The sequence below is a fragment of the Pseudomonas sp. UBA5568 genome (assembly GCF_002425525.1).
In the GTDB taxonomy this organism is placed as follows: domain Bacteria; phylum Pseudomonadota; class Gammaproteobacteria; order Pseudomonadales; family Pseudomonadaceae; genus Aquipseudomonas; species Aquipseudomonas fulva.
Map to the genome: position 1 here is coordinate 99,899 of NZ_DIMK01000001.1, position 26,994 is coordinate 126,892.

22 protein-coding genes are annotated in these 26,994 nt (G+C 63.3%); 3 read left to right on the top strand and 19 right to left on the bottom strand.

Features of this window, described 5'->3' with window-relative positions:
• The first annotated feature begins 27 nt into the window (after positions 1-27).
• Together B2S33_RS00495 and B2S33_RS00500 are read left to right on the top strand one after the other, a co-directional pair.
• Positions 28-2,058: an ATP-binding protein gene (locus tag B2S33_RS00495; RefSeq protein ID WP_027914488.1), complete on the top strand. Its 2,031-nt coding sequence runs from the start codon at positions 28-30 to the stop codon at positions 2,056-2,058.
• Position 2,059: 1 nt separating this feature from the next.
• Positions 2,060-2,626, top strand: a complete 567-nt coding sequence (locus B2S33_RS00500; RefSeq protein WP_027914487.1) for a cob(I)yrinic acid a,c-diamide adenosyltransferase — start codon at positions 2,060-2,062, stop codon at positions 2,624-2,626.
• 29 nt (positions 2,627-2,655) lie between these two features.
• On the opposite strand, the gene B2S33_RS00505 is transcribed toward B2S33_RS00500, so the two are convergent.
• The 3 genes from B2S33_RS00505 to secA all read right to left on the bottom strand — a co-directional run bounded on the left by B2S33_RS00505 (position 2,656) and on the right by secA (position 7,869).
• Complete coding sequence (locus B2S33_RS00505; protein WP_280077751.1) at positions 2,656-3,600, bottom strand: Nudix family hydrolase; 945 nt, start codon at positions 3,598-3,600, stop codon at positions 2,656-2,658.
• 106 nt (positions 3,601-3,706) lie between these two features.
• Positions 3,707-4,924, bottom strand: a complete 1,218-nt coding sequence (argJ, locus tag B2S33_RS00510) for a bifunctional glutamate N-acetyltransferase/amino-acid acetyltransferase ArgJ (protein WP_027914485.1) — start codon at positions 4,922-4,924, stop codon at positions 3,707-3,709.
• Positions 4,925-5,133: 209 nt separating this feature from the next.
• Positions 5,134-7,869, bottom strand: coding sequence for a preprotein translocase subunit SecA (gene secA, locus B2S33_RS00515; protein WP_023534287.1), 2,736 nt, complete (start codon positions 7,867-7,869; stop codon positions 5,134-5,136).
• Between the two features lie 353 nt (positions 7,870-8,222).
• Between secA and B2S33_RS00520 the strand changes: the two genes are divergently transcribed.
• Positions 8,223-8,678, top strand: coding sequence for a DUF721 domain-containing protein (locus B2S33_RS00520; protein ID WP_145280226.1), 456 nt, complete (start codon positions 8,223-8,225; stop codon positions 8,676-8,678).
• A gap of 388 nt (positions 8,679-9,066) precedes the next feature.
• On the opposite strand, the gene lpxC is transcribed toward B2S33_RS00520, so the two are convergent.
• From lpxC to mraZ, 16 genes are all read right to left on the bottom strand, one after another.
• Positions 9,067-9,978, bottom strand: a complete 912-nt coding sequence (lpxC, locus tag B2S33_RS00525) for a UDP-3-O-acyl-N-acetylglucosamine deacetylase (RefSeq protein WP_023534425.1) — start codon at positions 9,976-9,978, stop codon at positions 9,067-9,069.
• 112 nt (positions 9,979-10,090) lie between these two features.
• Positions 10,091-11,287, bottom strand: a complete 1,197-nt coding sequence (gene ftsZ / locus B2S33_RS00530; RefSeq protein WP_012274054.1) for a cell division protein FtsZ — start codon at positions 11,285-11,287, stop codon at positions 10,091-10,093.
• A gap of 55 nt (positions 11,288-11,342) precedes the next feature.
• Positions 11,343-12,602, bottom strand: coding sequence for a cell division protein FtsA (gene ftsA, locus B2S33_RS00535; protein WP_023534383.1), 1,260 nt, complete (start codon positions 12,600-12,602; stop codon positions 11,343-11,345).
• A 14-nt stretch (positions 12,603-12,616) separates the two neighbouring features.
• Positions 12,617-13,486, bottom strand: coding sequence for a cell division protein FtsQ/DivIB (locus B2S33_RS00540; protein WP_027914483.1), 870 nt, complete (start codon positions 13,484-13,486; stop codon positions 12,617-12,619).
• 5 nt (positions 13,487-13,491) lie between these two features.
• Entirely contained in the window at positions 13,492-14,448 is a 957-nt protein-coding gene (locus B2S33_RS00545) for a D-alanine--D-alanine ligase (protein ID WP_027914482.1), read from the bottom strand.
• Positions 14,445-15,872: a UDP-N-acetylmuramate--L-alanine ligase gene (murC, locus tag B2S33_RS00550; RefSeq protein WP_173645895.1), complete on the bottom strand. Its 1,428-nt coding sequence runs from the start codon at positions 15,870-15,872 to the stop codon at positions 14,445-14,447. Before murC ends, B2S33_RS00545 begins: the two co-directional genes overlap by 4 nt.
• 13 nt (positions 15,873-15,885) lie before the next feature.
• Positions 15,886-16,965 (bottom strand): undecaprenyldiphospho-muramoylpentapeptide beta-N-acetylglucosaminyltransferase, encoded by a 1,080-nt coding sequence (gene murG / locus B2S33_RS00555; RefSeq protein ID WP_027914481.1) that lies wholly within the window; start codon positions 16,963-16,965, stop codon positions 15,886-15,888.
• Positions 16,955-18,169, bottom strand: coding sequence for a putative lipid II flippase FtsW (ftsW, locus tag B2S33_RS00560; RefSeq protein ID WP_023534433.1), 1,215 nt, complete (start codon positions 18,167-18,169; stop codon positions 16,955-16,957). The genes murG and ftsW overlap by 11 nt, the downstream gene beginning before the upstream one ends.
• A complete protein-coding gene (gene murD, locus B2S33_RS00565; protein ID WP_288649461.1) occupies positions 18,166-19,512 on the bottom strand; it encodes a UDP-N-acetylmuramoyl-L-alanine--D-glutamate ligase in 1,347 nt (448 codons plus the stop codon). The genes ftsW and murD overlap by 4 nt, the downstream gene beginning before the upstream one ends.
• A gap of 6 nt (positions 19,513-19,518) precedes the next feature.
• The gene (mraY, locus tag B2S33_RS00570; RefSeq protein ID WP_015271711.1) at positions 19,519-20,601 is read right to left on the bottom strand and encodes a phospho-N-acetylmuramoyl-pentapeptide-transferase; all 1,083 of its coding nucleotides are present in this window, start codon (positions 20,599-20,601) and stop codon (positions 19,519-19,521) included.
• Entirely contained in the window at positions 20,601-21,968 is a 1,368-nt protein-coding gene (locus B2S33_RS00575; protein ID WP_288649464.1) for a UDP-N-acetylmuramoyl-tripeptide--D-alanyl-D-alanine ligase, read from the bottom strand. Before B2S33_RS00575 ends, mraY begins: the two co-directional genes overlap by 1 nt.
• Positions 21,961-23,451 carry a UDP-N-acetylmuramoyl-L-alanyl-D-glutamate--2,6-diaminopimelate ligase gene (locus B2S33_RS00580; RefSeq protein ID WP_414707688.1) on the bottom strand — a complete coding sequence of 497 codons (1,491 nt, stop codon included), beginning with the start codon at positions 23,449-23,451 and terminating at the stop codon, positions 21,961-21,963. The genes B2S33_RS00575 and B2S33_RS00580 overlap by 8 nt, the downstream gene beginning before the upstream one ends.
• Positions 23,448-25,196, bottom strand: coding sequence for a peptidoglycan D,D-transpeptidase FtsI family protein (locus B2S33_RS00585; RefSeq protein ID WP_161631443.1), 1,749 nt, complete (start codon positions 25,194-25,196; stop codon positions 23,448-23,450). Before B2S33_RS00585 ends, B2S33_RS00580 begins: the two co-directional genes overlap by 4 nt.
• Positions 25,196-25,489 (bottom strand): cell division protein FtsL, encoded by a 294-nt coding sequence (gene ftsL / locus B2S33_RS00590; protein ID WP_023534348.1) that lies wholly within the window; start codon positions 25,487-25,489, stop codon positions 25,196-25,198. The genes B2S33_RS00585 and ftsL overlap by 1 nt, the downstream gene beginning before the upstream one ends.
• Complete coding sequence (rsmH, locus tag B2S33_RS00595) at positions 25,486-26,433, bottom strand: 16S rRNA (cytosine(1402)-N(4))-methyltransferase RsmH (protein WP_023534295.1); 948 nt, start codon at positions 26,431-26,433, stop codon at positions 25,486-25,488. Before rsmH ends, ftsL begins: the two co-directional genes overlap by 4 nt.
• Positions 26,430-26,885, bottom strand: a complete 456-nt coding sequence (gene mraZ / locus B2S33_RS00600; RefSeq protein ID WP_023534344.1) for a division/cell wall cluster transcriptional repressor MraZ — start codon at positions 26,883-26,885, stop codon at positions 26,430-26,432. The genes rsmH and mraZ overlap by 4 nt, the downstream gene beginning before the upstream one ends.
• Positions 26,886-26,994 lie beyond the last annotated feature (109 nt).

Here is a 26,994-nt window from a genome sequence, read left to right on the forward strand (position 1 = left end):
TGAACCCACACGGACATCGCCTTGCCCATGACGCTGCGTCAACGCCTGGAGAACCTCCCCGTCGGGCAGAAGCTGCTGGCAGCTTTGCTGGTCTTGCTGGTGACCATTCTGCTGGTGGCGAACCTGACCTTCATCAGCGCCGCCTACTGGATCACCCAGGAAAGCATGGCACCGCAAGCGCTCCAGACCATCGGCCGGCTGGTCTCCAATCCTGAGCTGTCGACCCGCGCGGCAGACGACCCCACCTCGGCCCAGGCGCTGCTCGATGAACTGGACAGCTATGCGCCGCTGCGCGCCGCCGCCTTGTATGGCAGCGACGGGCGCATGCTCGCCCAATTGCAGCATGGCGCCCCCCTCACACTGCCCAAGCGGTTTCGCAACATAGAAGGCTGGCGATTCATGGAGTTTCGCAGCACGCAGCTGATTCGCCTGCCACGGGCCGGTAGCCCGCCGGGGCATTTGCTACTGGTAGCCAGCAGCGAGCTGCCCACCGCCTTCTACACCGGCACGCTCAGCGCGAGCCTGGCCATTCTGGTGTTCAGCGTGCTGTTGTGGCTCTTCATCGCCCGGCAGATCAAACGCCTGATCACGCAGCCGATCAACCAGCTCGAAGAGCTCAGCCGCCAGGTCACCCGTGAGGAGAGCTACGCGCTGCGGGCCCGACGCGGCAACGACGACGAGATCGGTAGCCTGGCCAATGCCTTCAATACGATGCTCTCGCGCATCGAAGCCCGGGAGCACCAGCTCAAGCGTGCCCGGGACGAGTTCCAGAGTGCCTACGACCAGGCCCAGGGGCTTGCCGAGCAAACGCGTCATACAAACCGCAAGCTCGAGCTCGAAGTGCAGGTGCGCAGCAAGATCGAGAAAAAGCTCACAGGCTTTCAGAACTACCTGAACAGCATCATCGACTCCATGCCGTCGGCCCTGATCGCCTTGGACGAGCAGCTGTACGTGACCCAGTGGAACCAAGAGGCAACGGCGTTATCCGGCACGACCCTCAACGAGGCGCTCAACCAACCGGTGTTCATCGCCTTCGCACCGCTAAAACCCTTCTTGCCACAGTTGAAGGACACGGTGGAGCGGCACCGGGTGGCGAAAATCGAGCGTGTTACCTGGCACAAGGATGATGAGCCGCGGCATTACGCATTGACCTTCTACCCGCTCACCGGCGGTGGAGGCCGGGGCGTGGTGATCCGGATCGATGACATCACCCAACGTCTGTCGCTCGAAGAAATGATGGTGCAGTCGGAAAAGATGCTCTCGGTCGGTGGCCTGGCGGCCGGCATGGCCCACGAAATCAACAACCCGCTCGGGGCCATCCTGCATAACGTGCAGAATATCCGCCGCCGCCTGTCACCTGATCTGCCGCGCAATCTTGAGCAAGCCCACGCGCTGGGCATCGACCTGACCACGGTCAACGCCTACCTGCAAAGCCGCGAAGTGCCTCAGTTGCTCGATGGCATCCAGCAAGCGGGTGCCAGGGCCGCCAAGATCGTCACCCACATGCTCAGTTTCAGCCGTCGCAGCACGCGCGAACTGGCGCCCTGCGACCTCCCTGCCTTGATCGACCAGGCGGTGGACATAGCAGGCAACGACTTCGACCTGGCCATTGGTTTCGACTTCAAAGGCCAGGCCATCGTGCGCCAGTTCGACCCGGCGCTGGGGCCTGTGCCCTGCACCGCCAACGAACTGGAGCAGGTATTGCTCAACCTGCTCAAGAACGCCGCCCAGGCCATTCACCAGCGCCCGGCACCTTGCGAGCCAGGACGTATCATCTTGCGCACACGGCTTGCGCCGCCCTGGGCAGAAATCCAAGTGGAGGACAATGGCGTGGGCATGCCCGAAGCCGTGCGCAAGCGCACCTTCGAGCCCTTCTTCACGACCAAGGAAATCGGCCAGGGCACCGGTCTTGGGCTTTCGGTGTCGTACTTCATCATCACCAATAACCACAAGGGGCAGATGGAGGTGCATTCCACGCCTGGGCAGGGGACCTGTTTCACCCTGCGCCTGCCCCTCGGCCAGCCGCATCCGCCGCTGCCGGTCACCACGGAGCAATGACATGGGCTACCGCTTGTCCAAAATCTATACCCGCACTGGCGACACAGGTGAAACCGGCCTGGGCGATGGCCGGCGTGTGCCCAAGGATCATCCACGCATCGAAGCCATCGGCGAAGTGGACAGCCTCAACAGCCAGCTTGGCCTGTTGCTGGCCGGCCTGGATGAACAAGGTCTGGACGAAGTCAGCCGCGTTCTGGCGCCCTGCCAGCACCGCCTGTTCGACCTGGGCGGGGAGCTGGCCATGCCCAGTTACCAGGCCCTGACCACGGCAGAGGTGGAGCGGCTGGAGGCGGCCATCGATGAGTGGAATGACGAACTGGGCCCACTGAAGAATTTCATCCTGCCCAGCGGATCGGCCCTGGTCGCCCAAGCACACGTGTGCCGCAGCCTGGCACGCAGCGCCGAGCGACGCTGCCAGCACCTCAATACCGTAGAGCCGCTGGAGGGTGTCGGCCTGGCGTACATCAACCGCCTATCGGACCTGCTGTTCGTTGCCGCCCGTATCATCGGCAGGCGGCAAGGCATTGCCGAGGTCCTGTGGCAGCCGGCCGAAAAACCTCAAGGCTGACGCCAAGCGCTTGCCGCACCGGTCCGGCGTCAGAGGGTCGGCCAGAACGCCCTGATACCCGCAACGCCCTGCGCCCCGGCTAGCCAGGCCTGTTCGCGGTCCGCTGGGCCCACGCCACCGAGCAGGTACACCGGCTGGTGGAACCCGGCAATCAGGTGCTGGGCCTGTTCCCAGCCAAGCGGCGCGGCCTCTGGGTGACTTTCGGTACGCTGGACCGGCGACAGGGTGACGAAGTCGACCCCCATCTGCTGGGCCAGGGCAAGCTCCTCGGCAGTGTGGCAGGAGGCGGCAAGCCAGCGCTGGACCGGGAACGGCCTGCCCTTGTCGGCATACTTGCGCAACTGCGCTGCCGTCAGGTGCCAGCCTGCCGACGGGAAGTCGCCTAACCACTCCAGAGGCCCCTTGAGCATGAGCTGGGCCTTGCCCGCGCATAACCCCACCGCATCAACCGCCACATCGCGGTACTTGGGGTCGTACATGTCCGGTGCACGCAACTGGATCAGCCGGATGCCACTGGCCACGGCCTTCTGGATACCCTTGAGCATGTCAGGCACGTCTAGGCCGTCGGGTGTGATCAGGTATTGATCCGGCAGCCGGGCAGCGTTGACGATGGGCTTGTTGGCCTCGGGAAACGCATGGTCCGGCAGCTCACGGGGCGCGACCCAGGCCAGCGGTTGCCCTTCGGCGCCATGGGGTTCACCGTTGAAGGCCTCGACCTCGCGCACCTCGAGCAGTACGTGTTTGTCGGGGTAGTCGTGACTGACCTTGATCAAGGGCCGCGAGCGCGTTACCTGGATGCCCAGCTCCTCGTCGAGCTCACGCGCCAGCGCGGCCTCGACGCTTTCACCGGGCTCCACCTTGCCTCCCGGAAACTCCCAGAGGCCGCCCTGGTGTTGGGTGTCGGCGCGGCGGGCGATGAGTATCCGCCCGTCCATGCCCCGAATCACGGCTGCAACGACGTGAACCCGTTTCATCGGTCACACTCCGTCACGCCAGCCGTGGGCAATGGGGTTGGCATAAAGCTCATGGTTCTGCTCCCTTGGCATTGAAACATCGGGACCGCGAGCGGCCCCGGCTGCATCAGGTGCGGTACTCGGCGTTGATTTTCACGTATTCGTGAGAGAGGTCGGTGGTCCAGATGGTTTCACTGCACTGGCCACGGCCAAGGTCGATACGGATGGTGATTTCTTCCTGGGCCATCACCCGGGCGCCCTGGTCTTCGGTATAGCTCGGGCTACGACCGCCCTGGCTGGCAATGCACACCTCATCCAGGTAGACATCGATCAGGCTCACATCCAGCGCGGGCACGCCGGCCCGCCCAACCGCTGCGAGGATGCGGCCCCAGTTGGGATCGGAGGCGAACAGTGCGGTCTTGATCAGCGGCGAATGCGCCACGGCGTAGCCGACGTCCAGGCATTCCTGAGGGTTGCCACCGCCGTTGACCTGCACGGTCACGAACTTGGTCGCCCCCTCACCGTCACGGACAATGGCCTGTGCCACCTCCATGCAGACCTCGAACACAGCCTTTTTCAAAGCTTCGAACAGGGCTCCGCTGGCTTGGGTGACTTCCGGCAGGTCGGCCTGGCCGGTGGCGATCAGCATGCAGCAGTCGTTGGTCGAGGTATCACCGTCGATGGTGATGCGGTTGAACGATTTGTTGGCCCCGTCCAGCATCAGGTCCTTGAGCACGCCTGGCGCGACCTTGGCGTCGGTGGCGATGTAGCCCAGCATGGTCGCCATGTTCGGGCGGATCATGCCCGCGCCCTTGCTGATACCGGTCACGGTCACGGTCACGCCGTCGTGCTGGAACTGACGGCTCGCGCCCTTGGGCAAGGTGTCGGTGGTCATGATGCCGGTGGCCGCTTCAGCCCAGTTGTTTTCCGACAGGTTGTCCAGGGCAGCTTGCAAGGCACCTTCGATCTTTTCCACCGGCAGTGGCTCACCGATCACACCGGTGGAGAACGGTAAAACCGACTCGGCGGACACACCAGCAAGCTCGGCGAGTTTCGCGCAGGTCCGCTGCGCCGCTTCCAAGCCGGGGGCGCCCGTGCCGGCGTTGGCATTGCCCGTGTTGGTCAGCAGGTAGCGTACGGTGCCCTGCACCCGCTGCTTGGCCAGGATCACGGGGGCGGCGCAGAAGGCATTGAGGGTGAACACACCGGCCACACTCGAACCCTCGGCGCAGCGCATGACCACCACATCCTTGCGCCCCGGGCGCTTGATGCCGGCGGAGGCAATACCGAGTTCGAAACCCGGGACGGGGTGCAGCGTAGGCAAAGGACCAAGACCAACAGCCATTGGAGCGCTCCTAGAAAATACGTGTGGTGAAAAAAAGGGCCGCTGTGCGGCCCATCTTTGGCAAGCCCGGGCGAACCGGGCATACCGCATGGCTTGAATCGACGCAGCTCAGGGCGGCGCTGGCGTGTCGGCGATGGGCTGCGCAGTAGCCCCTTGGCAGTGAGCAGCCAGCACGGCGCCGTGCGCCCTGTGACGGCCTTGCGGTCAGATCACTCGATCTGGCCGTGGCAGTGCTTGAATTTCTTGCCCGAACCACACCAGCACGGCTCGTTGCGACCCAGTTTCTGCTCGTTGCGCACAGGCTCGGCAGCCACGGCTACCTCAGCGCCCTCCTCGGCCAACTGCTCGCTTTCAAGACCAGGTGCGGGCGCGTGTTCGAACTGCATGCGGCTGGCCAACTCTTCGGCGTCGCGGCGCAGGCGTGCTTCTTCCTCGGCAGGGTCTTCGCGGCGAACCTGAACGTGCGAGAGCACACGGATGGCATCGCGCTTGATCGACTCGAGCAGTTCCTGGAACAGGGTGAACGACTCGCGCTTGTACTCCTGCTTCGGGTTCTTCTGGGCGTAGCCGCGCAGGTGGATACCATGACGCAGGTGGTCCATGGTCGACAGGTGGTCCTTCCACAGGTCGTCCAGCACACGCAGCAGGATCTGCTTCTCGAAGGTGCGCAGTGCTTCCATCCCGGCCTGGTCTTCTTTCTCGGTGTAGGCCGTGGTGATTTCGTGCAGCAGCTTCTCGCGCAGGGTCTCTTCGTAGAGGTGGTCGTCTTCGTCGAGCCACTGCTGGATCGGCAACTTCATGGCGAAGTCACTGGACAGCGAGGCTTCCAGGCCGGCCACGTCCCACTGCTCAGGCAGCGATTGCGGCGGGATGTGCTGGCTGATGGTGGCGTCGAGTACTTCCTTGCGGAATTCGGCGATGGTGTCGCCCACGTTCTCTGCGGCCAGCAGGCTGTTGCGCATGTGGTAGATGACCTTGCGCTGCTCGTTGGCCACGTCGTCGTATTCGAGCAACTGCTTGCGGATATCGAAGTTGCGGCCTTCGACCTTGCGCTGGGCCTTTTCGATGGCGTTGGTGACCATGCGGTGTTCGATGGCTTCGCCCGATTGCATGCCCAGCGCCTTCATGAAGTTCTTCACCCGGTCAGAGGCGAAGATGCGCATCAGGCTGTCTTCGAGCGAGAGGTAGAAGCGGCTGGAACCCGGGTCACCCTGGCGACCGGAACGACCGCGCAGCTGGTTGTCGATACGACGCGATTCGTGACGCTCGGAGGCGATGACGTGCAGGCCACCGGACTCGATCACCTGCTGGTGACGCTTCTGCCAGTCGGCCTTGATGTGCGCGATCTGCTCGGCCGTTGGGTTTTCCAGTGCGGCCACTTCAGCTTCCCAGTTGCCGCCCAACAGGATGTCGGTACCGCGACCGGCCATGTTGGTGGCAATGGTCAGCGCGCCTGGCGCACCGGCCTGGGCAATGATCTCGGCTTCCTTCTCGTGGTACTTGGCGTTCAGAACCTTGTGCTCGATGCCTTCCTTGTGCAGCAGGTTGGACATGTGCTCGGAGGTTTCGATGGTGGCCGTACCCACCAGCACCGGCCGGCCTTGCTTCAAGGTTTCCTTGATGTCGGCGATGATCGCGGCGTACTTCTCTTCGGCGGTCAGGTACACCAGGTCGTTGTGGTCCTTGCGCGCCAGGGGCTTGTTCGGCGGAATGACCATCACGTTCAGGGCGTAGATCTGGGCGAACTCGAAGGCCTCGGTATCGGCGGTGCCGGTCATGCCCGACAGTTTCGAGTACAGACGGAAGTAGTTCTGGAACGTGGTGGAGGCCAGGGTCTGGCTCTCGGCCTGAATGTTGAGGTTTTCCTTGGCCTCGATGGCCTGGTGCAGGCCTTCGGACAGACGACGACCCGGCATGGTACGCCCGGTGTGCTCGTCGATCAGCAGCACCTGGCCGTCCTGCACGATGTACTCGACGTTGCGGTGGAACAGCTTGTGCGCGCGCAGACCGGCATAGACGTGGGTCAGCAGGCCCAGGTTGTGCGCCGAGTACAAGCTCTCGCCCTCGGCCAGCAGGCCGACCTGGGTCAGCATTTCTTCGATGAACTGGTGACCGGCTTCGTTGAGCTCGACCTGGCGGGTCTTCTCGTCGATGGTGAAGTGGCCTTCCTGGGTGACCTGGCCTTCGACTTCCTCGATGTGCTGGGTCAGGCGCGGGATCAGGCGGTTGATCTCGATGTACAGCTTGGAGCTGTCCTCGGCCTGGCCGGAAATGATCAACGGCGTACGGGCTTCGTCGATGAGGATCGAGTCCACTTCGTCGATCACTGCGAAGTTCAGCTCACGCTGGAACTTCTCGTCCTGGCTGAACGCCATGTTGTCGCGCAGGTAGTCGAAACCGAATTCGTTGTTGGTACCGTAAGTGATATCGGCAGCGTAGGCTGCGCGCTTTTCTTCCGGCGGCTGGAAGGCCGAGACGATACCGACCGACAGGCCGAGGAACTCGTACAGCGGGCGCATCCAGTTGGCGTCACGACGGGCGAGGTAGTCGTTGACGGTGACCACGTGCACGCCCTTGCCGGACAATGCATTTAGGTAGACGGCCAAGGTACCGACCAGGGTCTTGCCTTCACCGGTGCGCATTTCCGCGATCATGCCCTCGTGCAGGGTCATGCCGCCAATGAGCTGAACGTCGAAGTGACGCATGCCCATTACGCGCTTGCCAGCCTCACGGGCGACGGCGAAGGCTTCGGGCAGCAGTTGGTCCAGTGTTTCGCCTTTGGCCAAACGCTCCTTGAACTCGGCAGTCTTGCCACGCAGCTGCTCGTCGGAGAGGGCCACCATCTTCTCTTCGAAGGCATTGACGATACTCACCGTCTTGAGCATGCGTTTGACTTCACGCTCGTTCTTGCTTCCAAAAAGTTTCTTTAACAAAGGCGCAAACATATTGGCAGGATCTTCCACACGTAGGGATGGAGGGCGGCCCCATGAGTCGCCCGTGCAGCCCTAAGGCCGCATGCGAACGAGCATTCTACCCGGAAACGATGGTGATGAAAGTGGTGGATTCCACGATGCTGGCACAGCGCTTTTACAGGGGCGTGTCTTAGATAGGGGCATTTCCCCTGAGTTCAAGACCTGGAAAGATGAAAGCGTTCAAGACTCGCCTGTGCGCGCTGCCTTGCAGGGCCTGGCCCCGGTAGCGCCAGGCGCAGCGCTTGGCCAGTGGGCTCAACCGCCGGGTGATCGGTACAGACGCTGAAGTGTTAGACTGCCCTACTTGTAACCTCATGCGTATACCCATGGCCTACAAACCCTCCCCCGCCCAGCTGCCCTCGGCGTTGCTGCGCCAGGTTCGCCCGCTGCGCCTGTTGCTCAACCAGGCCGAGCGCCTGGAGCACCTGCAACGCCTGGTCGAAGGCCAGTTGCAGCCGGCTGCACGCGAGCACTGCCACGTGGCGTCATGGCGCGACGGTACCTTGCTGCTTGTGGTAACCGACGGGCACTGGGCCACGCGCCTGCGTTACCAGCAAAAGCGCCTGATGGCGGCGTTGCAGGCAACCGATGCGTTCGGCAACCTCAGGCGTATTCTTTTCAAGGTGCAACCACCCTTGGTACCCGCCAAACGCGGCGGGTATGCGGCCGAGTTGTCCAACAGCGCGGCCGAGAGCCTGCTGCAGACGGCCGAAGGCATCACTGACGCGAAATTGCGGGCAGCACTGGAGCGCCTGGCGGCGCATGCGCAGGCCAAGGACTGAGCGATTTGCCAGGGGGCTTCGGGCGGCAGCAACCAAGATTTTGAAGGCGTTACAGACTGCGCTGTTCAGCCTGATGGTGCTAGCCATCCTCGGCGGCGCCCTTGGGGGGCCGCCATTACTCACAGGTGCATGCGCGCCTGGATCATATCGAGGATGAAAGAGCCGCGCGCAAGGGCAGCCCCAGGGCCAAGCCGATGGATCGCATCCACCATCGAAGCCTGAGTCGATGCCTTTGCCGCCTCGGCGCCGCAGGATACAGTCCGACGCTGCCCCGACTTACACGGTCGGCTCGGGCCATCTGGATGGATTGATGGGTGTCTCTGCCCATAAGCAAGCCATAAAAAAGGCCACCCGAAGGTGGCCTCAATGAACTAGAGAGTGTTCGAGCTTACACAGCCGCGACAGGACGCATATACGAGATCGGCGCCGTGCTGGCATCTTCGAAAGTGACCACTTCCCAGGCATCGGTTTCGGCAATCAGCTTGCGCAACAGCTGGTTGTTCAGCGCGTGACCGGACTTGAAGCCCTTGAACTCGCCAATCAGGCTGTTGCCCAGCAAGTACAGGTCGCCAATGGCGTCGAGAATCTTGTGTTTGACGAACTCGTCTTCGTAGCGAAGACCGTCTTCGTTCAACACGCCTTCCTCATCGACCACGATGGCGTTTTCTACACTGCCGCCCAGCGCAAGGTTGTGCTTGCGCAGGTATTCGATGTCACGCATGAAGCCAAAGGTGCGGGCGCGGCTGACTTCCTTCACGAACGAGGTGCTAGAGAAGTCGACGCTTGCGCTCTGGGTCCGGTTGCGAAGCACCGGGTGATCGAAGTCGATCTCGAAGCTCACCTTGAACCCCTCGAAAGGCAGGAAGGTGGCGCGCTTGTCGCCCTCTTGCACCGTTACCTCACGCAGGATGCGGATGAACTTCTTGGCTGCGTCCTGTTCTTCCAGGCCGGCAGACTGTATCAGGAATACGAAAGGTCCGGCGCTGCCATCCATGATCGGTACTTCCGAGGCGGAGAGCTCGACGTAGGCGTTATCGATGCCCAGGCCCGCCATGGCGGAGAGCAGATGCTCGACCGTATCGACCTTGACGTCACCGTTGACCAGCGTCGTGGACATGGTTGTCTCGCCGACATTGGCCGCACGCGCCGGGATCTCGACCACAGGGTCGAGGTCGGCGCGGCGGAAGACGATGCCGGTGTCAACAGGTGCAGGCTTGAGGGTCAGGTAGACCTTCTCCCCAGAGTGCAGACCGACACCTGTGGCACGGATGGTATTCTTCAGGGTGCGTTGTTTAATCATGGCATTGGCCGCTTCAGCGCAAATTGCGAACAGTTATCAACAAAGGCTGGCGATAATACCAGACCCAACCTTTGATGAATACCAATCACCTTCATAGCCCTGATAAATTTCATTAATCAGCCTGACGACGCAGGAAGGCCGGAATATCCAGATAATCCAGGTCATCCTGAGGGTTCAGCTTGGCCGCCGCTGCCGCACCCGCGTGCGCCTGATTGCGCATGACGGTCGGGCGCTCCAGATCACGGTAGTTGACGGCTGGCTGCTCCTGACGCGCAGGGGCAGGGTTGGACGCCTCGTAGGCCTGCTGGGCAGTCTGCAGAGTGTTGTCCACCACCTTGACCGGCTTCTCGATACGCGCACCCAGGCCGGTGGCCACGACGGTGACATGCAGTTCGTCGCGCATGTCTGGGTCGATCACGGTACCGACCTTGACCATGGCGTGGTCCGAGGCGAACGCTTCGATGATGCTACCCACGTCGGAGTATTCACCCAGGGACAGGTCCGGACCTGCGGTGATGTTGACCAGGATGCCACGTGCGCCCTGCAGGTTGACGTCCTCGAGCAGCGGGTTGCGGATCGCAGCCTCGGTCGCCTCGCGAGCACGGTTCGGGCCACTGGCGCAGCCGGTGCCCATCATGGCCATGCCCATCTCACCCATCACGGTGCGCACGTCGGCGAAGTCGACGTTGATCATGCCCGGGCGCTTGATGATGTCGGAGATACCGCGAACGGCACCGGCCAACACGTCATCGGCCTTGGCGAACGCGGACAACAGGCTTGCGTCCTTGCCCAGGATGGTCAGCAGTTTCTCGTTGGGGATGGTGATCAGCGAGTCGACGCTTTCGGCCAGCATGCGGATGCCTTCATCGGCGATCTGCATGCGCTTGCGGCCCTCGAACGGGAACGGACGGGTCACCACTGCCACGGTGAGGATGCCCATTTCCTTGGCCACTTCGGCGATGATCGGCGCTGCACCGGTACCGGTACCGCCGCCCATGCCGGTGGTGATGAACACCATGTTGGTGCCTTGCAGCACTTCGGCGATGCGCTCACGGTCTTCCAGCGCGGCCTGACGACCGACTTCCGGATTGGCGCCAGCACCCAGGCCCTTGGTCACGCCAGTGCCCAATTGCAGGATGGTGCGCGCACCAATGTTCTTGAGCGCCTGAGCATCGGTGTTGGCGCAGATGAACTCCACGCCTTCGATGCTGCTCTTGACCATGTGATTGACGGCGTTACCACCACCACCACCTACGCCGATCACCTTGATGACCGGGCTTTGCGGGACGTTGTCTACGAGCTCGAACATTTTCCCTCTCCTTACAGTTCTCTAGTTGTCGCGCCTACCACTACTGCTTTGAAACTTAGAAGTTGCCTTGTACCCACCGCTTGAAGCGCTCAAGCACCGGGGCCTTCGGTTCATCGCCATAGCTGTTGTTGCTGCTGCTGTTGCCGGTCAAGGGCAGGTCTTCGGTCTGCTTGTGCAGCCCGTAGGTAAGCAAGCCCACACCGGTGGAATAAATCGGGTTGCGTACCACGTCGCTCAGGCCGCGCACGCTGTGCGGCACGCCCAGGCGTACCGGCATGTGGAAAATTTCCTCGGCCAGCTCGACCGCGCCTTCCATCTTGGCGGTGCCACCGGTCAGGACGATGCCAGCAGGCACCAGGTCCTCGTAGCCGCTGCGGCGAAGTTCAGCCTGGATCAGGGTGAAGAGTTCGTCGTAGCGCGGCTCGACCACTTCGGCCAATGCCTGGCGCGACAGTTCGCGCGGAGGACGGTCGCCAACGCTTGGCACCTTGATGGTTTCACCTGCACCTGCCAGCTTGGCCAAGGCGCAGGCATAACGGATCTTGATTTCCTCGGCATACTGTGTGGGCGTACGCAGGGCCATGGCAATGTCATTGGTCACCTGGTCGCCGGCAATCGGAATGACGGCGGTGTGGCGAATGGCGCCTTCGGTGAAAATCGCGATGTCGGTGGTGCCGCCGCCGATGTCGACCAGGCACACGCCCAGCTCTTTCTCGTCGTCGGTCAGTACCGAATAGGCCGATGCCAGTTGCTCGAGAATGATGTCGTCGATTTCGAGGCCGCAGCGGCGCACGCATTTCTCGATGTTCTGGGCGGCATTGACGGCGCAGGTCACCACGTGAACCTTGGCCTCCAGGCGCACGCCCGACATGCCGAGCGGTTCGCGCACGCCTTCCTGGTTATCGATCACGTAGTCCTGCGGCAGGGTGTGAAGCACCCGCTGGTCCGCCGGAATGGCCACCGCCTGGGCGGCATCGAGCACACGCTCAAGGTCGGCCAGGCTGACTTCGCGATCGCGAATGGCGACGATGCCATGGGAGTTCAGGCTGCGGATGTGATTGCCTGCAACGCCCACGAAGGCCGAGTGGATGCGGCAGCCCGCCATCAGTTGAGCTTCTTCGACGGCGCGCTGGATCGATTGCACGGTGGACTCGATGTTCACCACCACGCCTTTTTTCAGGCCGCGGGACGGGTGTGTGCCGATCCCGACGATTTCCAGCGTGCCGTCTTCGCCCACCTCACCTACCAAGGCCACTACCTTGGAAGTGCCGATGTCCAGCCCGACGATCATTTTGCCGCTATGCGCGTTTGCCATGGTCCTGCCTCTCTCTAATTCTTCGCAACGGCGGGTTGGGCCGTCGTCGGTGCAATCGGTTCCCGCCAGCCAACGGCAAGCCCGTTGGCATATCGCAGATCGATGCGGGCGATGTTGGCGATCTGCTCTTTAAGCGTCTTGTCGTAAATGGCAATGAAACGGCGCATCTTCTCGACCAGATGGTCGCGCCCCAGCAGCAGCTCGATACCAGGCCCTGCGCTGCTTGCGCCCGTGGTCAGGAACCAGCTGCCTCGCTCGCGCAACTCCAGGCGCGCAATGGAGAAGCCCAGGGGGCGCAGCATCTGGCTCAATATCTGATACTGCTGCATGACCTGCTGCTGGGCCCGCTGGGGGCCGGCCAATTGTGGCAGGTGCTCGTAGTTGGCCAGTTCGCGCGGTGTGAAGGCCTGGCCCTGGTTATTGAGCAAGGCCGCGTCACCCCAGCGTGCCACCGGCAGTTGTTCCTCGAGGCGAATCACCACTTCGTCCGGCCATACCCGGCGCACTTCGGCATGGGCGATCCAGGGCATCTGCTCAAGCTCCTTGCGCATCGCCGGCAGGTCGACGGTGAAGAAGCTTGCGGCCACATAGGGGGCGATACGCTGCTGCACCGACTGCTGGCTGATGTAGGTCAGGTCGCCCTGCACGTCGATCTTGGTGATCGGCCGGTCGGCATACGGCATGAGCCGTATGGCCCCCTCGTAGGCTCCGAAGCCTGCGGCTACCAGCAACACCGGCCACAGCAGGCGCTTGAGGCCGCCCAGGCTTGGACGCGGCAGGCGCGCCGATACGGGCTCGTCGGCCACCAGCCGGCTGGCACCACGCGGCACCGGCTTGCTGCGGCCGGTAACGGGTTGCTGCTGACGTACCATTGCGCCCTGCATGATGATTAACCTCGCGTCGCCACGCTTTCGGCCAGGATCGCCAGCACCAGCTGCTGGAAGTCCAAGCCGGCCGCGCGGGCCGCCATGGGCACCAGGCTATGATCAGTCATGCCTGGTGCGGTGTTGACTTCGAGCAGCCAGAACCGGCCCTGCTCGTCCTGCATCACGTCCAGCCGCCCCCAGCCTTCGATGCCGATGGCATCGCAAGCGCGGGCGGTCAGATCGATCAGTTCCTGCTCCTTGGCGCTATCGAGCCCACAGGGAATGCGGTACTGGGTATCGTTGGCGATGTATTTGGCGTCGTAGTCGTAGAACACGTGGGGGGTTCCCAGGGCAATCGGCGGCAGTACCTGCCCGCGCAACACCGCAATGGTGAACTCCGGGCCGTGAATCCACTGTTCCACGAGTACCTGAGAATCGTAGTTGGCGGCATCTCGCCAGGCGGCAACCAGTTCTTGCTCGCTGTTCACCTTGGCCATGCCGATGCTGGAGCCTTCATGGGCAGGTTTGACGATAAGCGGGAAGCCCAGTTCCGTACTGGCACGCAAACAATCGCTTTCGCTGGCCAATACCGCATGCCGCGGGGTAGGAATGCCCAGGCTCTGCCAAACCTGCTTGGTGCGCAGCTTGTCCATCGCCAAGGCCGAAGCCAGGATGCCGCTACCGGTGTAGGGAATGCCCAGGCACTCGAGCAACCCCTGCATGCTGCCGTCTTCGCCGCCGCGGCCGTGCAGGATGATGAAGGCACGGTCGATTTTTTCGCTTTGCAGACGCGCAAGCAGGTCATCGCCCACGTCGATGGCGACGACGTCCACGCCGGCTTCGGTGAGCGCACCTATCACGGCGGCGCCGGACTTGAGCGAGACTTCCCGCTCGGCGCTCTTGCCCCCATAGAGCACGGCGACGCGGCCGAACGCCTTGACGTCCAAGGTGCTGGGCAATAGGTCGTAGGCGCTGGTCATTTAGACGTCTCCTGCACGGCGCCGGCAAACAGCGGGCTTTTCATCAATTGCGGAGCCAGGCCACCGACATCGCCGGCACCTTGGCAGATCAGGATGTCGCCGGCACGCAGCAACGGCTGAACCAACGGCGCCAGCTCGGCGCCGCGCTCGATGTAGATCGGGTCCAGCTTGCCGCGCTGGCGAATGCTGTGGCACAGCTGGCGGCTATCGGCCCCGGGGATCGGCTCTTCGCCAGCCGGGTAGACTTCCATCAGCAGCAGCACGTTGGCGTCACCGAGCACCTGGACGAAGTCGTCGTACAGGTCGCGGGTGCGGCTGTAGCGGTGCGGCTGGTAGACGATCACCAGGCGGCGGCTTGGCCAGCCGCCACGCACGGCCTTGATCACCGCGGCCACTTCAGTGGGGTGATGACCGTAATCATCCACCAGCATCACGCTGCCGCCTTCCACGGGCAGCTCACCGTACACCTGGAACCGACGGCCCACGCCCTGAAACCCGGAGAGCCCCTGGAGAATGGCTTCGTCGGGAATGCCTTCGTCAGTGGCGATGGCAATGGTCGCCAGTGCATTGAGCACGTTGTGGTTGCCGGGCATGTTCACCGAGACTTCCAGCGGCTCGCAGTCGCGGCGCAAGACGGTGAAATGCGTCTGCATGCCTTGCTGGCGGACGTTGATGGCGCGGATATCGGCTTCTTCGCTGAAGCCGTAGGTGACCGTCGGGCGCTTGACCTGGGGCAGGATCTCGCGCACCACCGGGTCATCCAGGCACATCACCGCCAGGCCGTAGAACGGCAGGTTGTGCAGGAACTCGACGAAGGTCTTCTTCAGTTTGTTGAAGTCCCCTTCGTAGGTGGCCATGTGGTCGGCGTCGATGTTGGTGACCACGGCGACCATCGGTTGCAAGTGCAGGAAGCTGGCGTCGCTTTCATCGGCTTCGGCGATCAGGTAACGGCTGGTGCCCAGCTGGGCATTGGTGCCTGCTGCGGTCAAACGGCCACCGATGACGAACGTGGGGTCCAGCCCACCGGCGGCGAATACCGAGGCCAGCAGGCTGGTGGTGGTGGTCTTGCCGTGGGTCCCGGCCACGGCCACGCCATGGCGGTAGCGCATGAGTTCGGCCAGCATCTCGGCACGTGGCACCACCGGAATGCGGCGTTCCAGGGCGGTTGCCACTTCAGGGTTGGCCGGGTTGATGGCGCTCGACACCACGAGCACGTCAGCGGTCGCAGCGTTCTCTGCACGATGGCCGACGAAGATCTGCGCGCCGAACGACTCCAGGCGCTCGGTCACAGGCGAGACCTTGAGGTCCGAACCGGAAACCTCGTAGCCCAGGTTCAGCAGCACCTCGGCGATACCGCACATGCCGACACCGCCGATACCCACGAAGTGGATACGGCGAATACGGCCCATCTTGGGCTGGGGCATGGCTTTCTGGCTCTCAACCACGGGCCACCTCCAGGCAGATATCGACGACGGTGCTGGTTGCAGCAGGTTTGGCCAGGCGTCTTGCGGTACCGGCCATGACAGTCAGTTTCTCGGGTTGCATCAGCACCTCGTTCAGGCGTTCAGCGAGCTGCGCTGCGCCAGTTGTCGCTTGTGGCATCAGGAAGGCAGCGCCTTCGCGGGCCAGATAATGGGCGTTATGGGTCTGGTGGTCGTCGATCGCATGGGGCAAGGGCACCAGCATCGAGGGCAGGCCCGCTGCCGCCAGCTCGCTGACGGTGAGGGCCCCGGCACGGCAGACCACCAGGTCGGCCCAGCCATAGGCTTGGGCCATGTCCTTGATGAAGGGCTCGACCTGCGCCTGGACACCCGCTTCGCGGTATCGCTCGGCGGTGATCGACGCATGTTGCTTGCCCGCCTGGTGGAACACCTTGGGGCGCACGGCTTCGGGCACTTCGGACAGCGCCTTAGGCAACAAAGTATTCAAGGGTTCCGCGCCCAGGCTACCGCCGAGTACCAGCAGGTGCGGTTGGCGCTGGCCAAGCGCAGGGCGCTCGGCATCCATGAACAGTTCCGCACGCACCGGATTGCCTGTGGTGCGGCGCTTTTCACTGGCCTGGAAGGTGTCGGGGAAGGCTTCGCACACCCGTGCAGCCAGAGGCACCAGCAAACGGTTGGCGGTGCCAGCGCGGGCATTTTGCTCATGAATGATCAGCGGCACCCCGCAAAGGCGCGCTGCCACGCCGCCGGGGCCCGTGACATACCCGCCGAAGCCCAGCACACAGGCAGGCTTGAGCGCGCGGATGATGCGCCGGGCCTGCAGCACGGCCTTGACCAGGGTCAATGGGGCCTTGAGCAGCGACAGCTTGCCCTTGCCACGCAGGCCGGTGACCTGAATCTGATGCAGGGTAAGGCCGGCCTGGGGCACCAATTCATTCTCGATACCTCGCGGGGTACCCAGCCAGTGCACGGTATAGCCACGCGCCTGGAACTCGCGCGCGCAGGCCAGCGCCGGGAACACGTGACCGCCGGTTCCGCCAGCCATGATCAATACGTTCTTGCCTTCAGCGGCCATGGGCAGGCTCCTCGGCAAAATCGCTTTCGCTGAATTCGTGCTCCTCGCTGCCCAGGTGGGTACGGCTTTCCCATTCGATGCGCAGCAGCAGCCCCACGCACGCGCAACAGATGACCAGCGAGCTGCCGCCATAGCTGAGGAACGGCAGGGTCAGGCCTTTGGTCGGCAGCAAACCGACGTTCACGCCAATGTTGATCAGGAACTGACCAATCCACAGGAAGGCCAGCCCGAAGGCCATGTACGCGGCGAAGAACTGTTTGGCTTTTTCGGCCCAGAGCCCGATGTACAGCGCACGGACAGTAACGAAGACGAACAGCGCGATGGTGACCAGCGAGCCCACCACACCCAGCTCTTCGGCCAGCACCGAGAACACGAAGTCGGTGTGCGCTTCAGGCAGGTAGAACTGCTTCTGCACGCTGTTGCCCAGGCCCACGCCAAGCCACTCGCCACGCCCGAATGCGATCAGGGCCTGAGTCAACTGGTAGCCGGAGCCGAACTGATCGGACCAGGGGTCGGTGAAGGTGATCAGTCGCGCCATTCGATAGGGCTGCGCCTGCACCAGCACGAACACCGCGACAACCGCCAGCACCACCATCAGGCTGAATCGGAACAGCCCCACCCCACCCAGGAACAGCATGGCAGCCGCCGCCCCCATCATCACCACGGTGGCGCCGAAGTCCGGCTCCATCAGCAGCAGGCCAGCCATGGGCAGCAGCACGATGAACGGCTTGAAAAAGCCCATCCAGCTTTCCCGCACCTCGGTCTGACGGCGTACCAGGTAGCCGGCAAGGTAGATGACCACGAATACCTTGGCGATTTCAGACGGCTGGACGTTGAAGAAGCTGAAGCCGATCCAGCGCATCGAGCCGTTGACCTCGCGCCCGATCCCGGGCACCAGCACCATGACCAACAGGCCGAAGGCCCCCAGGAGCATCATGAAGCCCATGCGCTGCCAGGTGGCAATTGGCACCATCATGGTCGCGCCACAGGCGACCAGCCCGAGGAAAACGTAAACCAGGTGCCGGTACATGTGGTAAAGCGGGTTGCCGGACTGAACGGCGGCCACTTCCGAGGAGGCGGAAGTGATCATCACCAGGCCCAGGCCCAGCAGCGCCAGGCAACCGGCCAGCAGGGGGAAGTCCAGGTCGATGCCACGGCCGCTGATCAGCGGCGACGGATAGGGCTTGAGGATGCCGAAGATCATGCCAGTGCTCCCGCTGCCTGGGCAAACAGGCGCCCGCGTTCTTCGAAGTTCTTGAACATGTCGAGGCTGGCGCAGGCTGGCGACAGCAGAACGGCATCACCGGGCTGTGCCAGCTCGGCGCAGCGCTGAACGGCGTCGTCCAGGGAGGCCACCTGCACCAGCGGCGCAGCATCACCCAGGGCCTGGCCCAGGCGTTCGGCATCACGGCCCAGCAACACCACGGCGCGGCAGTAGCGCCGGACCGGTTCGCGCAACGCGGCAAAATCGGCGCCCTTGCCGTCGCCTCCGGCAATCAGCACCAGCTTGCCTGCTGTATCGGCACCCAGGCCTTCGATGGCTGCCAGTGCGGCGCCAACGTTGGTGGCCTTGGAGTCGTCATACCAGTTCACGCCGTTGCGCTCACGTACCCACTGGCAGCGGTGAGCGAGCCCCGTGAATTCACGCAGCGCCTGCAGCATCGGCTCGAAGGGCAGGCCCGCAGCATGGCCCAGGGCCAGTGCGGCCAGCGCATTGCTTTGGTTATGGGCGCCGCGCACCTTGAGGTCGCGAACCGGCATCAGGGTTTGGAACGCGAAGGCCAGGTATTTCTCGCCGTCCACCTCGCGCAGGCCGAACGCCTTGAAGTCGGGCTCGCCCAGGCCAAAGGTCCAGCAGGGACGGCCTTCGACCGGCAGGGGACGGCTGAGCGCGTCCTGGCGATTGACCACCACCTGCCGCGCACCACGGAAGATGCGGTGCTTGGCCAGGTGGTAGGCCGGCAGGTCACTGTAGCGGTCCATGTGGTCTTCGCTGATGTTCAGCACCGTGGCGACTTCGGCATTGAGCTGGTCGGTGGTTTCCAGCTGGAAGCTGGACAGCTCCATCACGTACAGCTCCACGTCATCGGCCAACAGGTCGAGGGCCGGTGTGCCAAGGTTGCCGCCGACCGCCACGCGCTTGCCCGCCCTGGCGGCCATTTCGCCGACCAGGGTGGTGACGGTGCTTTTGGCATTCGATCCACTGATGGCGATGATGGGTGCCTTGGCGTTGCGCGCGAACAGCTCGATGTCGCCGGACAGCTTGACCCCACGGGCAGCGGCTTGTTGCAGCGCCGGCGTAGCCAAGGCCAGGCCTGGGCTGACGTACAGCTCGCTGGCGCGGCACAGGAAGTCCACGTCAAGCTCGCCACAGCGTACTTCCACCTGCGGGTAGTCACGGCGCAGGGTTTCCAGTTCCGGCGGTTGCTCGCGGGTATCGGCGACCGCAAAGGCGATGCCCCTGCTCGCCAGGAAGCGAACCAGGGACATGCCGCTCTTGCCGAGGCCGACAACGATGCGGAATTGGTCGGAAGCGATCAGTGACACGCGCATCTACCTCAGTTTCAGGGTGGCAAGGCCAATCAGCACCAGGATCACGGTGATGATCCAGAATCGGACGATCACGCGTGGCTCTGGCCAGCCCTTGAGTTCAAAGTGGTGGTGAATCGGCGCCATGCGGAACACGCGCTTGCCGGTCAGCTTGAACGAAGCGACCTGGATGACCACGGACAGGGTTTCCATCACGAACACGCCGCCCATGATGAACAGCACGATCTCCTGGCGCACGATCACGGCGATGGTGCCCAGCGCCGCGCCCAGCGCCAATGCCCCCACATCGCCCATGAACACTTGTGCCGGGTAGGTGTTGAACCACAGAAAGCCGAGGCCAGCACCGATCAGTGCGCCGCAGAACACGATCAGCTCACCGGAGCCGGGCACGTACGGGATCAACAGGTACTCGGCGAACTTCACGTTGCCCGACAGGTAGCAGAAGATGCCCAGCGCCCCGCCGACCATCACGGTCGGCATGATGGCTAGGCCATCCAGGCCATCGGTCAGGTTCACGGCGTTGCTGGAGCCGACGATGACGAAATAGGTCAGCACCACGAAACCGATGCCCAGGGGAATGGTGACGTCCTTGATGAACGGCAGTATCAGGGTGGTCTCGACACTGGTCGGGGCGGTCTTGTAGAGGAACACCGCCGCAGCCAGGCCGAACACCGACTGCCAGAAGTACTTCCAGCGACTTGGCAGGCCACGGGAGTTCTTCTCGATGACCTTGCGGTAGTCGTCGACCCAGCCGATGGCACCGAAGGCCAGGGTGACGATCAGCACCACCCAGACATATCGGTTGGTCAGGTCGGCCCACAGCAAGGTACTGACGGCGATGGCAGACAGGATCAACGCCCCGCCCATGGTCGGCGTACCGGACTTGGACAGGTGCGACTGCGGCCCGTCATTGCGCACGGCCTGGCCGATCTGGCGAATTTGCAGCGTACGGATCATCCACGGCCCCAGCCACAGCGCCAGCGACAACGCGGTAAGCACCCCGAGAATCCCGCGCAGGGAGAGGTACTGGAAGACCGCGAAGCCTTTGTGGAACTGTTGCAGATACTCGGCCAACAGCAGCAGCATTAATGTTTCTCCCCGCTGGCACCGCACAGTGCAGCCACGACGTTTTCCATCGCAGCGCTGCGCGAGCCCTTGATCAAGATAGTGGTATCGCTGGCATTTTCGGCACTGACTGCTTCGATCAGCGCGGCCTGCGTAGCGTAATGGTGGCCATGGGTCCCGAACGCCTCGACGGCGTGCGCCATGTTGGCACCCACCGCATACAAGGCGTCGACCTTGCCGCGTGCGTAGTCACCCACCTGACGGTGACCTTCCTGCGCCCACTGACCCAGCTCGCCGATTTCTCCAAGCACCAGGACGGTGCGTCCGGAAAAGCCGGCGAGTATATCAATGGCGGCACACATGGAGGTGGGATTTGCGTTGTAACTGTCATCGATCACACGAGCACCGCGCGGGGTGACCTGCGCCACGGTGCGGCCCTTGACCGGCTGAACCGCAGCCAGGCCTGCGGCAATACCCTGCAGGCTGATGCCCACGGCATGGGCAGCGGCGGCGGCGGCCAGGGCGTTGCTGACGTTGTGCACGCCCAGCACGTTGAGTTGCACCTGCACCTGCTCGCCAGCCCCGTGCAGGGTGAAGGACGGGCAACCGCGGGGATCACGGCCAATGCCACTGGCATGGAAATCGGCACGGGGATCGTCGAGCGCAAAGCTCACGACCCGGTGATCGCCAGCACGCGTGCGCCAGGTGTCGAAGGCCTTGTCGGCCAGGTTGAGAATGGCTGTACCGCCCTCACCCAGCCCTTCGAGGATTTCGCCCTTGGCCTCGACGATCTTGTCCGGGCCGCCGAATTCACCCACGTGCGCGGTGCCGGCATTATTGATGATCACCACCTGAGGCTGGGTCAGGCCCACGGTGTAGCGAATCTCGCCGATGCGCGAGGCGCCCAGCTCGATGACGGCGGCGCTATGCTCGGGGGCAATTTCCAACAAGGTCAGGGGCGCGCCCAGGTCATTGTTCAGGTTGCCTCGTGTGGCATGCACCAGGCCGCGCGTGCGCAAAATGCTGGCGAGCATTTCCTTGACCGTGGTCTTGCCGCTGGACCCGGTAATGGCCACCACGGGCTTGTCGAAGGCGGCCCGGTTGAGTGCTCCAAGCTGGCCAAGGGCCAGGCGGCAATCGGCGACCACCAATTGCGGCAGGTGGACGCCTTGCACTTCGCGCTCTACCAGCGCCGCCACGGCGCCCTTGGCCTTGACGTCTGCCAGGTAGTCATGGCCGTCGAAGCGCGGGCCGGTCAGGGCAACGAAGAGCTGCCCCGGCACGACGCTACGGCTGTCGATGCTGACGCCATCGAAGCGAGCATCGGCGCCGGTCAGGCGGCCGTGCAAGGTGGAGCTCACCTGGCTGAGCGTCATCGCCTCAAGCATTGGGGGCCTCCCAGGCTGCGAGTGCCTTTTCGGCCTCGGTCAAATCGGAAAACGCATGCCGCTGCGCGTTGATTTCCTGATAATCCTCATGTCCCTTGCCGGCCAGCACGATGACGTCGGCGGCGCGGGCACCGGCGATCAGCTGGGCGATGGCCTCGCCGCGACCGGGCACGAACGCCACCTCGGTCGGCGCCGTAAAGCCGGGACGAATATCGTCGAATATGCGCATCGGGTCTTCGGTCCGCGGGTTGTCGTCGGTCACCAGCACCCGGTCGGCCAGGCGCTCGGCCACTTCTGCCATCAGCGGGCGCTTGCCCCGGTCACGGTCGCCGCCACAGCCGAACAGGCACAGCAGTTGCCCGTGGGCATGAGGGCGCAGGGCCTGGAGCACTTTTTCCAGGGCATCGGGCGTGTGCGCGTAATCGACCACCACCAGGGGCTTTTCGCCGCCGCCCAGGCGTTGCATGCGGCCAACAGGGCCGTGCAGCTGCGGCATGACCTTGAGGATCTCGTCCAGCGCGTAATCCAATGCCAGCAAGGTCGCCACGGCCGCCAATACGTTGCTCAGGTTGAAGCGACCCAGCAGCTGCGTGCGCAACGTGCGCTCGCCCTGGGCGGTGACGAGGGTGGCGCAGACGCCATCGTCGTCGAACGTGGCCTCGGGGCAATACAGCGAGGCGTCGGGGTGCTCCAGGCTGTAGCTGATCAGCCGGGTATCGATGCGATCGGCCATCGGCTTGCGAGCGTAGGCGTCAGCAAGGCGTTGACCGAAGTCGTCGTCCAGATTGACCACCTGGCAGCGCAGGCTTGGCCAGGCAAACAGCTTGTCCTTGGCCGCTTCGTAGGCCTGCATGCTGCCGTGGTAGTCGAGGTGGTCACGGGACAGGTTGGTCATCACCGCGATGTCGAACGCCAGGGCCGCTACACGCCCCTGTTCCAGGGCATGGGAGGACACTTCCATGGCCACGGCCTTGGCGCCTTGTTTTTTCAAGTCATACAGGGTCGACTGCACGGCGATCGGGTCAGGCGTGGTCAGGCGGCCGCTTTTCAGCTCGCCGTAGAAACCCGTCCCCAGGGTACCCACCAGGCCGCAACGCTGGCCCAACAGGTCGAGCGCCTGTGCCACCAGTTGGGTAACGCTGGTCTTGCCGTTGGTGCCGGTCACGCCCACCAGGTTCAATTGGCGGCTGGGCTCGCCATAGAAGCGCCCGGCGATGTCCGACAGCTGGGCGATCAGGCCTTTGACTGGAATCAGCGGTACATCGGTCAGCGGCAGCACCGTGGCGCCCTGTTCCTCGTAAGCCACGGCGGCAGCGCCACGGGCCAGCGCGTCGGCGATATGCTCGCGGCCGTCGACCTTGGCCCCAGGCACCGCTAGGAACAGGTCGCCTGGGCGCACGTTGCGGCTGTCGAGGGTCAGTTCACGAATCAGCGGATCGCGGCTGGCATGGGCGAAGAGCTTGCTCAATGGCATTGTCATTATCCACGCCCTCCGTTGGCAGCTGCTGCATTGACTTGCGATTGGCTTGCCGGCGCTGCCGGCGCAGGGGGCGGCAGGTTGTCTGGCGGCACGTTCATCAACCGAAGGGTGCCGGACATGACCTTGCTGAACACAGGTGCCGATACCAGACCGCCGAAGTACCCGCCTTTGCCGGGCTCGTCGATCACCACGACGATCGCATAACGCGGATCGCTCATCGGACCGAAGCCTGCGAACAGCGAGCGATAGGCATTTTCGGTGTAGCCCTTGGAGCCCACCGTGGCTTTACGCGCGGTACCGGACTTGCCGGCCACGTGATAGAACGGCACCTGGGCACGGAATACGCCGCGCGGCGCCTCGATCACTTGCTGGAGCATGCCCTGCACGGTCTCTGCGGTATCCTTGGGAATCGCCTGGACGGCCTCGGGCGCCTTGTCCACCTTGAGGATCGACAGCGGCACCATCTTGCCGTCGTTGGCCAAGGCTGCATAAGCATGCACCAGCTGCAGGGCGGTGACCGAAACGCCGTAGCCGTACGACAGCGTGGCTGTTTCGGCCTTGCGCCATTCCCGGTGGTTGGGCAGGTTGCCGACGCGCTCACCCGGGAAACCCAGGCCGGTGTACTGACCCAGCCCGACCTGAGACATGACCCGGTAGATGGCTTCGCCGCCGATATCGAAGGCGATCTTGCTCATGCCCACGTTACTGGAGTTGATCAGAATGCCGGTCAGGTCGAGGATCGGACCTTCGCTTCGGGACACGTCCTTGATGGTGTAGCGACCGATCTGCAAGCTGCCCGGGTAAACCTCGACCTTGTCGGTGGGCTTCCAGCGGCCACTTTCCAGTGCGGCACTCATCGAAATGGGCTTGACCGTGGAACCAGGCTCGAACACGTCGATGATGGCCCGGTTGCGCATGGCCGCCGGGAACATGCTGCGGCGGTTGTTAGGGTTGTAGGTAGGCTGGTTGACCATCGCCAGAACCTCACCGGTCTTGACGTCCATGATCACCAGGCTACCGGCCTTGGCGTCCTGCTCGGCGATGGCGTTACGCAGTTCGCGGGTAGCCAGGTACTGAAGGCGCAGGTCAATCGACAACGCCAAGGTCTTCCCTGCCTTGGCGTTCTTGGTGACCTGGATGTCCTTGATCAGGCGACCGCGCCGGTCCTTGATCACCTGCCGCTTGCCCGGCACACCGGCCAGCCACTCGTCATAGGCCAGCTCGACGCCCTCGCGACCGTGATCATCCAGGTCGGTGAAACCGACCATGTGGGCGGTCACGTCACCGGCAGGGTAGAAGCGGCGGAACTCTTCCAGCCCATAGACGCCCGGTACCTTCAGGTCCAGCACGTGCTGCCCCTGCTCGGGCGTCAGGCCACGGACCAGGTAGATGAATTCCTTGTTGGCCTGCTGAGTCAGGCGCTCGGTGAGCTGCTGTGGATTCTGCCCAAGGGCGGTTGCCAACTGCGGCCAGCGATCGCGCGAAGCCTGCATTTCCTTGGGGTTGGCCCACAGGGTGGTGACCGGCGTACTGACCGCCAGTGGCTCGCCATTGCGGTCTGTGATCAAGCCACGGTGCGCAGGGATAGGAATGTGACGCAGGCTGCGCGCATCGCCCTGCCCCTTGAGGAAATCGCGGTCGACGACCTGCAGGTCGATGATGCGCCAGCAAATGGCGCCGACCATCAGCGCCAGCAGGCCAACGACTACGCGGAACCGCCAGGGGTAGAGTGCGCCTTCGAGCTTCATCATGGCGCCACCATCCGCACTTCGTCAGCGGCTGGCACACGCATCTTTAGCTGCTCGGTGGCCAGGTTTTCGATGCGGCTGGCCGCCGTCCAGGTGCTTTGCTCCAGAATCAACCGGCCCCATTCGGCCTGGGCCTTGTCCCGCTCATTCAGCTCCCCGTACAGGGTATTGAGCAATTGCCGGTTCCAGTGCGCGCTATACGACACGGCAATGGCCGAGCCCAGCACGCCGACGAACAGCATGAGCATGAGGAAGCTGCCGCCCGGCAGAGGTTTGGCGAACAACTTGCTCACCGCAATTTCTCCGCAACACGCATCACCGCACTGCGTGAGCGGGGGTTGGCCTTGAGCTCTGCATCGGAGGCGAACTGGGCTTTACCGATCAGCTTGATCTTGGGCTCGAACACCTTGTGCTGCACGGGCAGGTTGCGCGGCAGGTTGTCAGCTTCGCCCTTGGCCAGTTTGCGCATGAACAGCTTGACGATCCGGTCTTCGAGCGAGTGGAAGCTGATCACGGCCAGGCGACCGCCAACCTCCAGCGCGTCGATAGCCGCTTGCAGCCCGGTTTCCAGGTCACCGAGTTCGTTGTTGACATGGATACGCAGGCCCTGGAACGCGCGGGTGGCAGGGTTCTTGCCCTTCTCCCACGCAGGGTTGGCTACCTTGAGAACCTCGGCAAGGTCACCGGTGCGGGTGAACGGCTGCTTTTCACGGCGCTCGACGACGGCACGGGCCATACGGCCGGCAAAGCGCTCCTCGCCATACTCCTTGAACACGCGGGCGATTTCCTCGACCGGCGCGGTGGCAATGAATTCGGCGGCGCTGATGCCCTGATCGGGATTCATGCGCATGTCCAGCGGCCCGTCGTTGAGAAAGCTGAAGCCACGTTCCGGGTCGTCGAGCTGGGGTGAGGACACACCCAGGTCCATCAGTATCCCGCTCACCTTGCCGTGCAGGCCGCGTTCGGCCACTTCTGCACCCAGCTCGGCAAAGCTGCGCTGCACAATGACAAAGCGGCCGTCTTCGGCCGCCAGCGCTTGCCCTGTGGCAATCGCTTGTGGATCTTTATCAAAGCCCAGTAGCTGCCCTTGTGGGCCGAGCCTGCTGAGAATCAACCGACTGTGTCCGCCACGGCCAAAGGTGCCGTCCAGATAGCAACCGTCGGCGCGCAAGGCCAGTGCCTCGACAGCTTCGTCGAGCAGGACGGTAATGTGGTTGAAGCCGCTATCTATGGTCACAGGATCAGGTCACGCAATTCGTCGGGCATGGCGCCCGGTTGTTGGATAGCTGCGAGGTCGGCTGCCGAAACCGTGTTCCAGGCTTCCTCATCCCACAGCTGGAATTTGTTCAGTTGCCCCACCAGCATCGCCTTCTTGTCCAGCCGGGCGTACTCACGCAAGCGGGGCGGCACCAGGAAGCGACCACTGCCATCAAGCTCAAGGTCGACCGCGTTACCGATCAGCAAGCGCTGCAGGCGGCGGTTTTCCTCACGAAGCGACGGCAAGGCTCGCAACTTGGCTTCAATTTGCTCCCACTCATCGAGCGGGTAGACGCACAAACAGGGATCGACAGCATCGATGGTCACGATCAGCTGCCCGTTGCAACGCGAATCGAGCTCGTCACGGTACCGGCTCGGCATGGCGAGACGGCCCTTGGCATCGAGACTGACGGCATTGGCTCCGCGAAACACGGCTGCGATTCCCCACAATATTAGCTTTTTTGTGTCAGAAAACCCACTTCATCCCACTTTCTGCCACTTGCGCACACTATAGGAATCCGCCCGCAGCACCGTCAAGGCA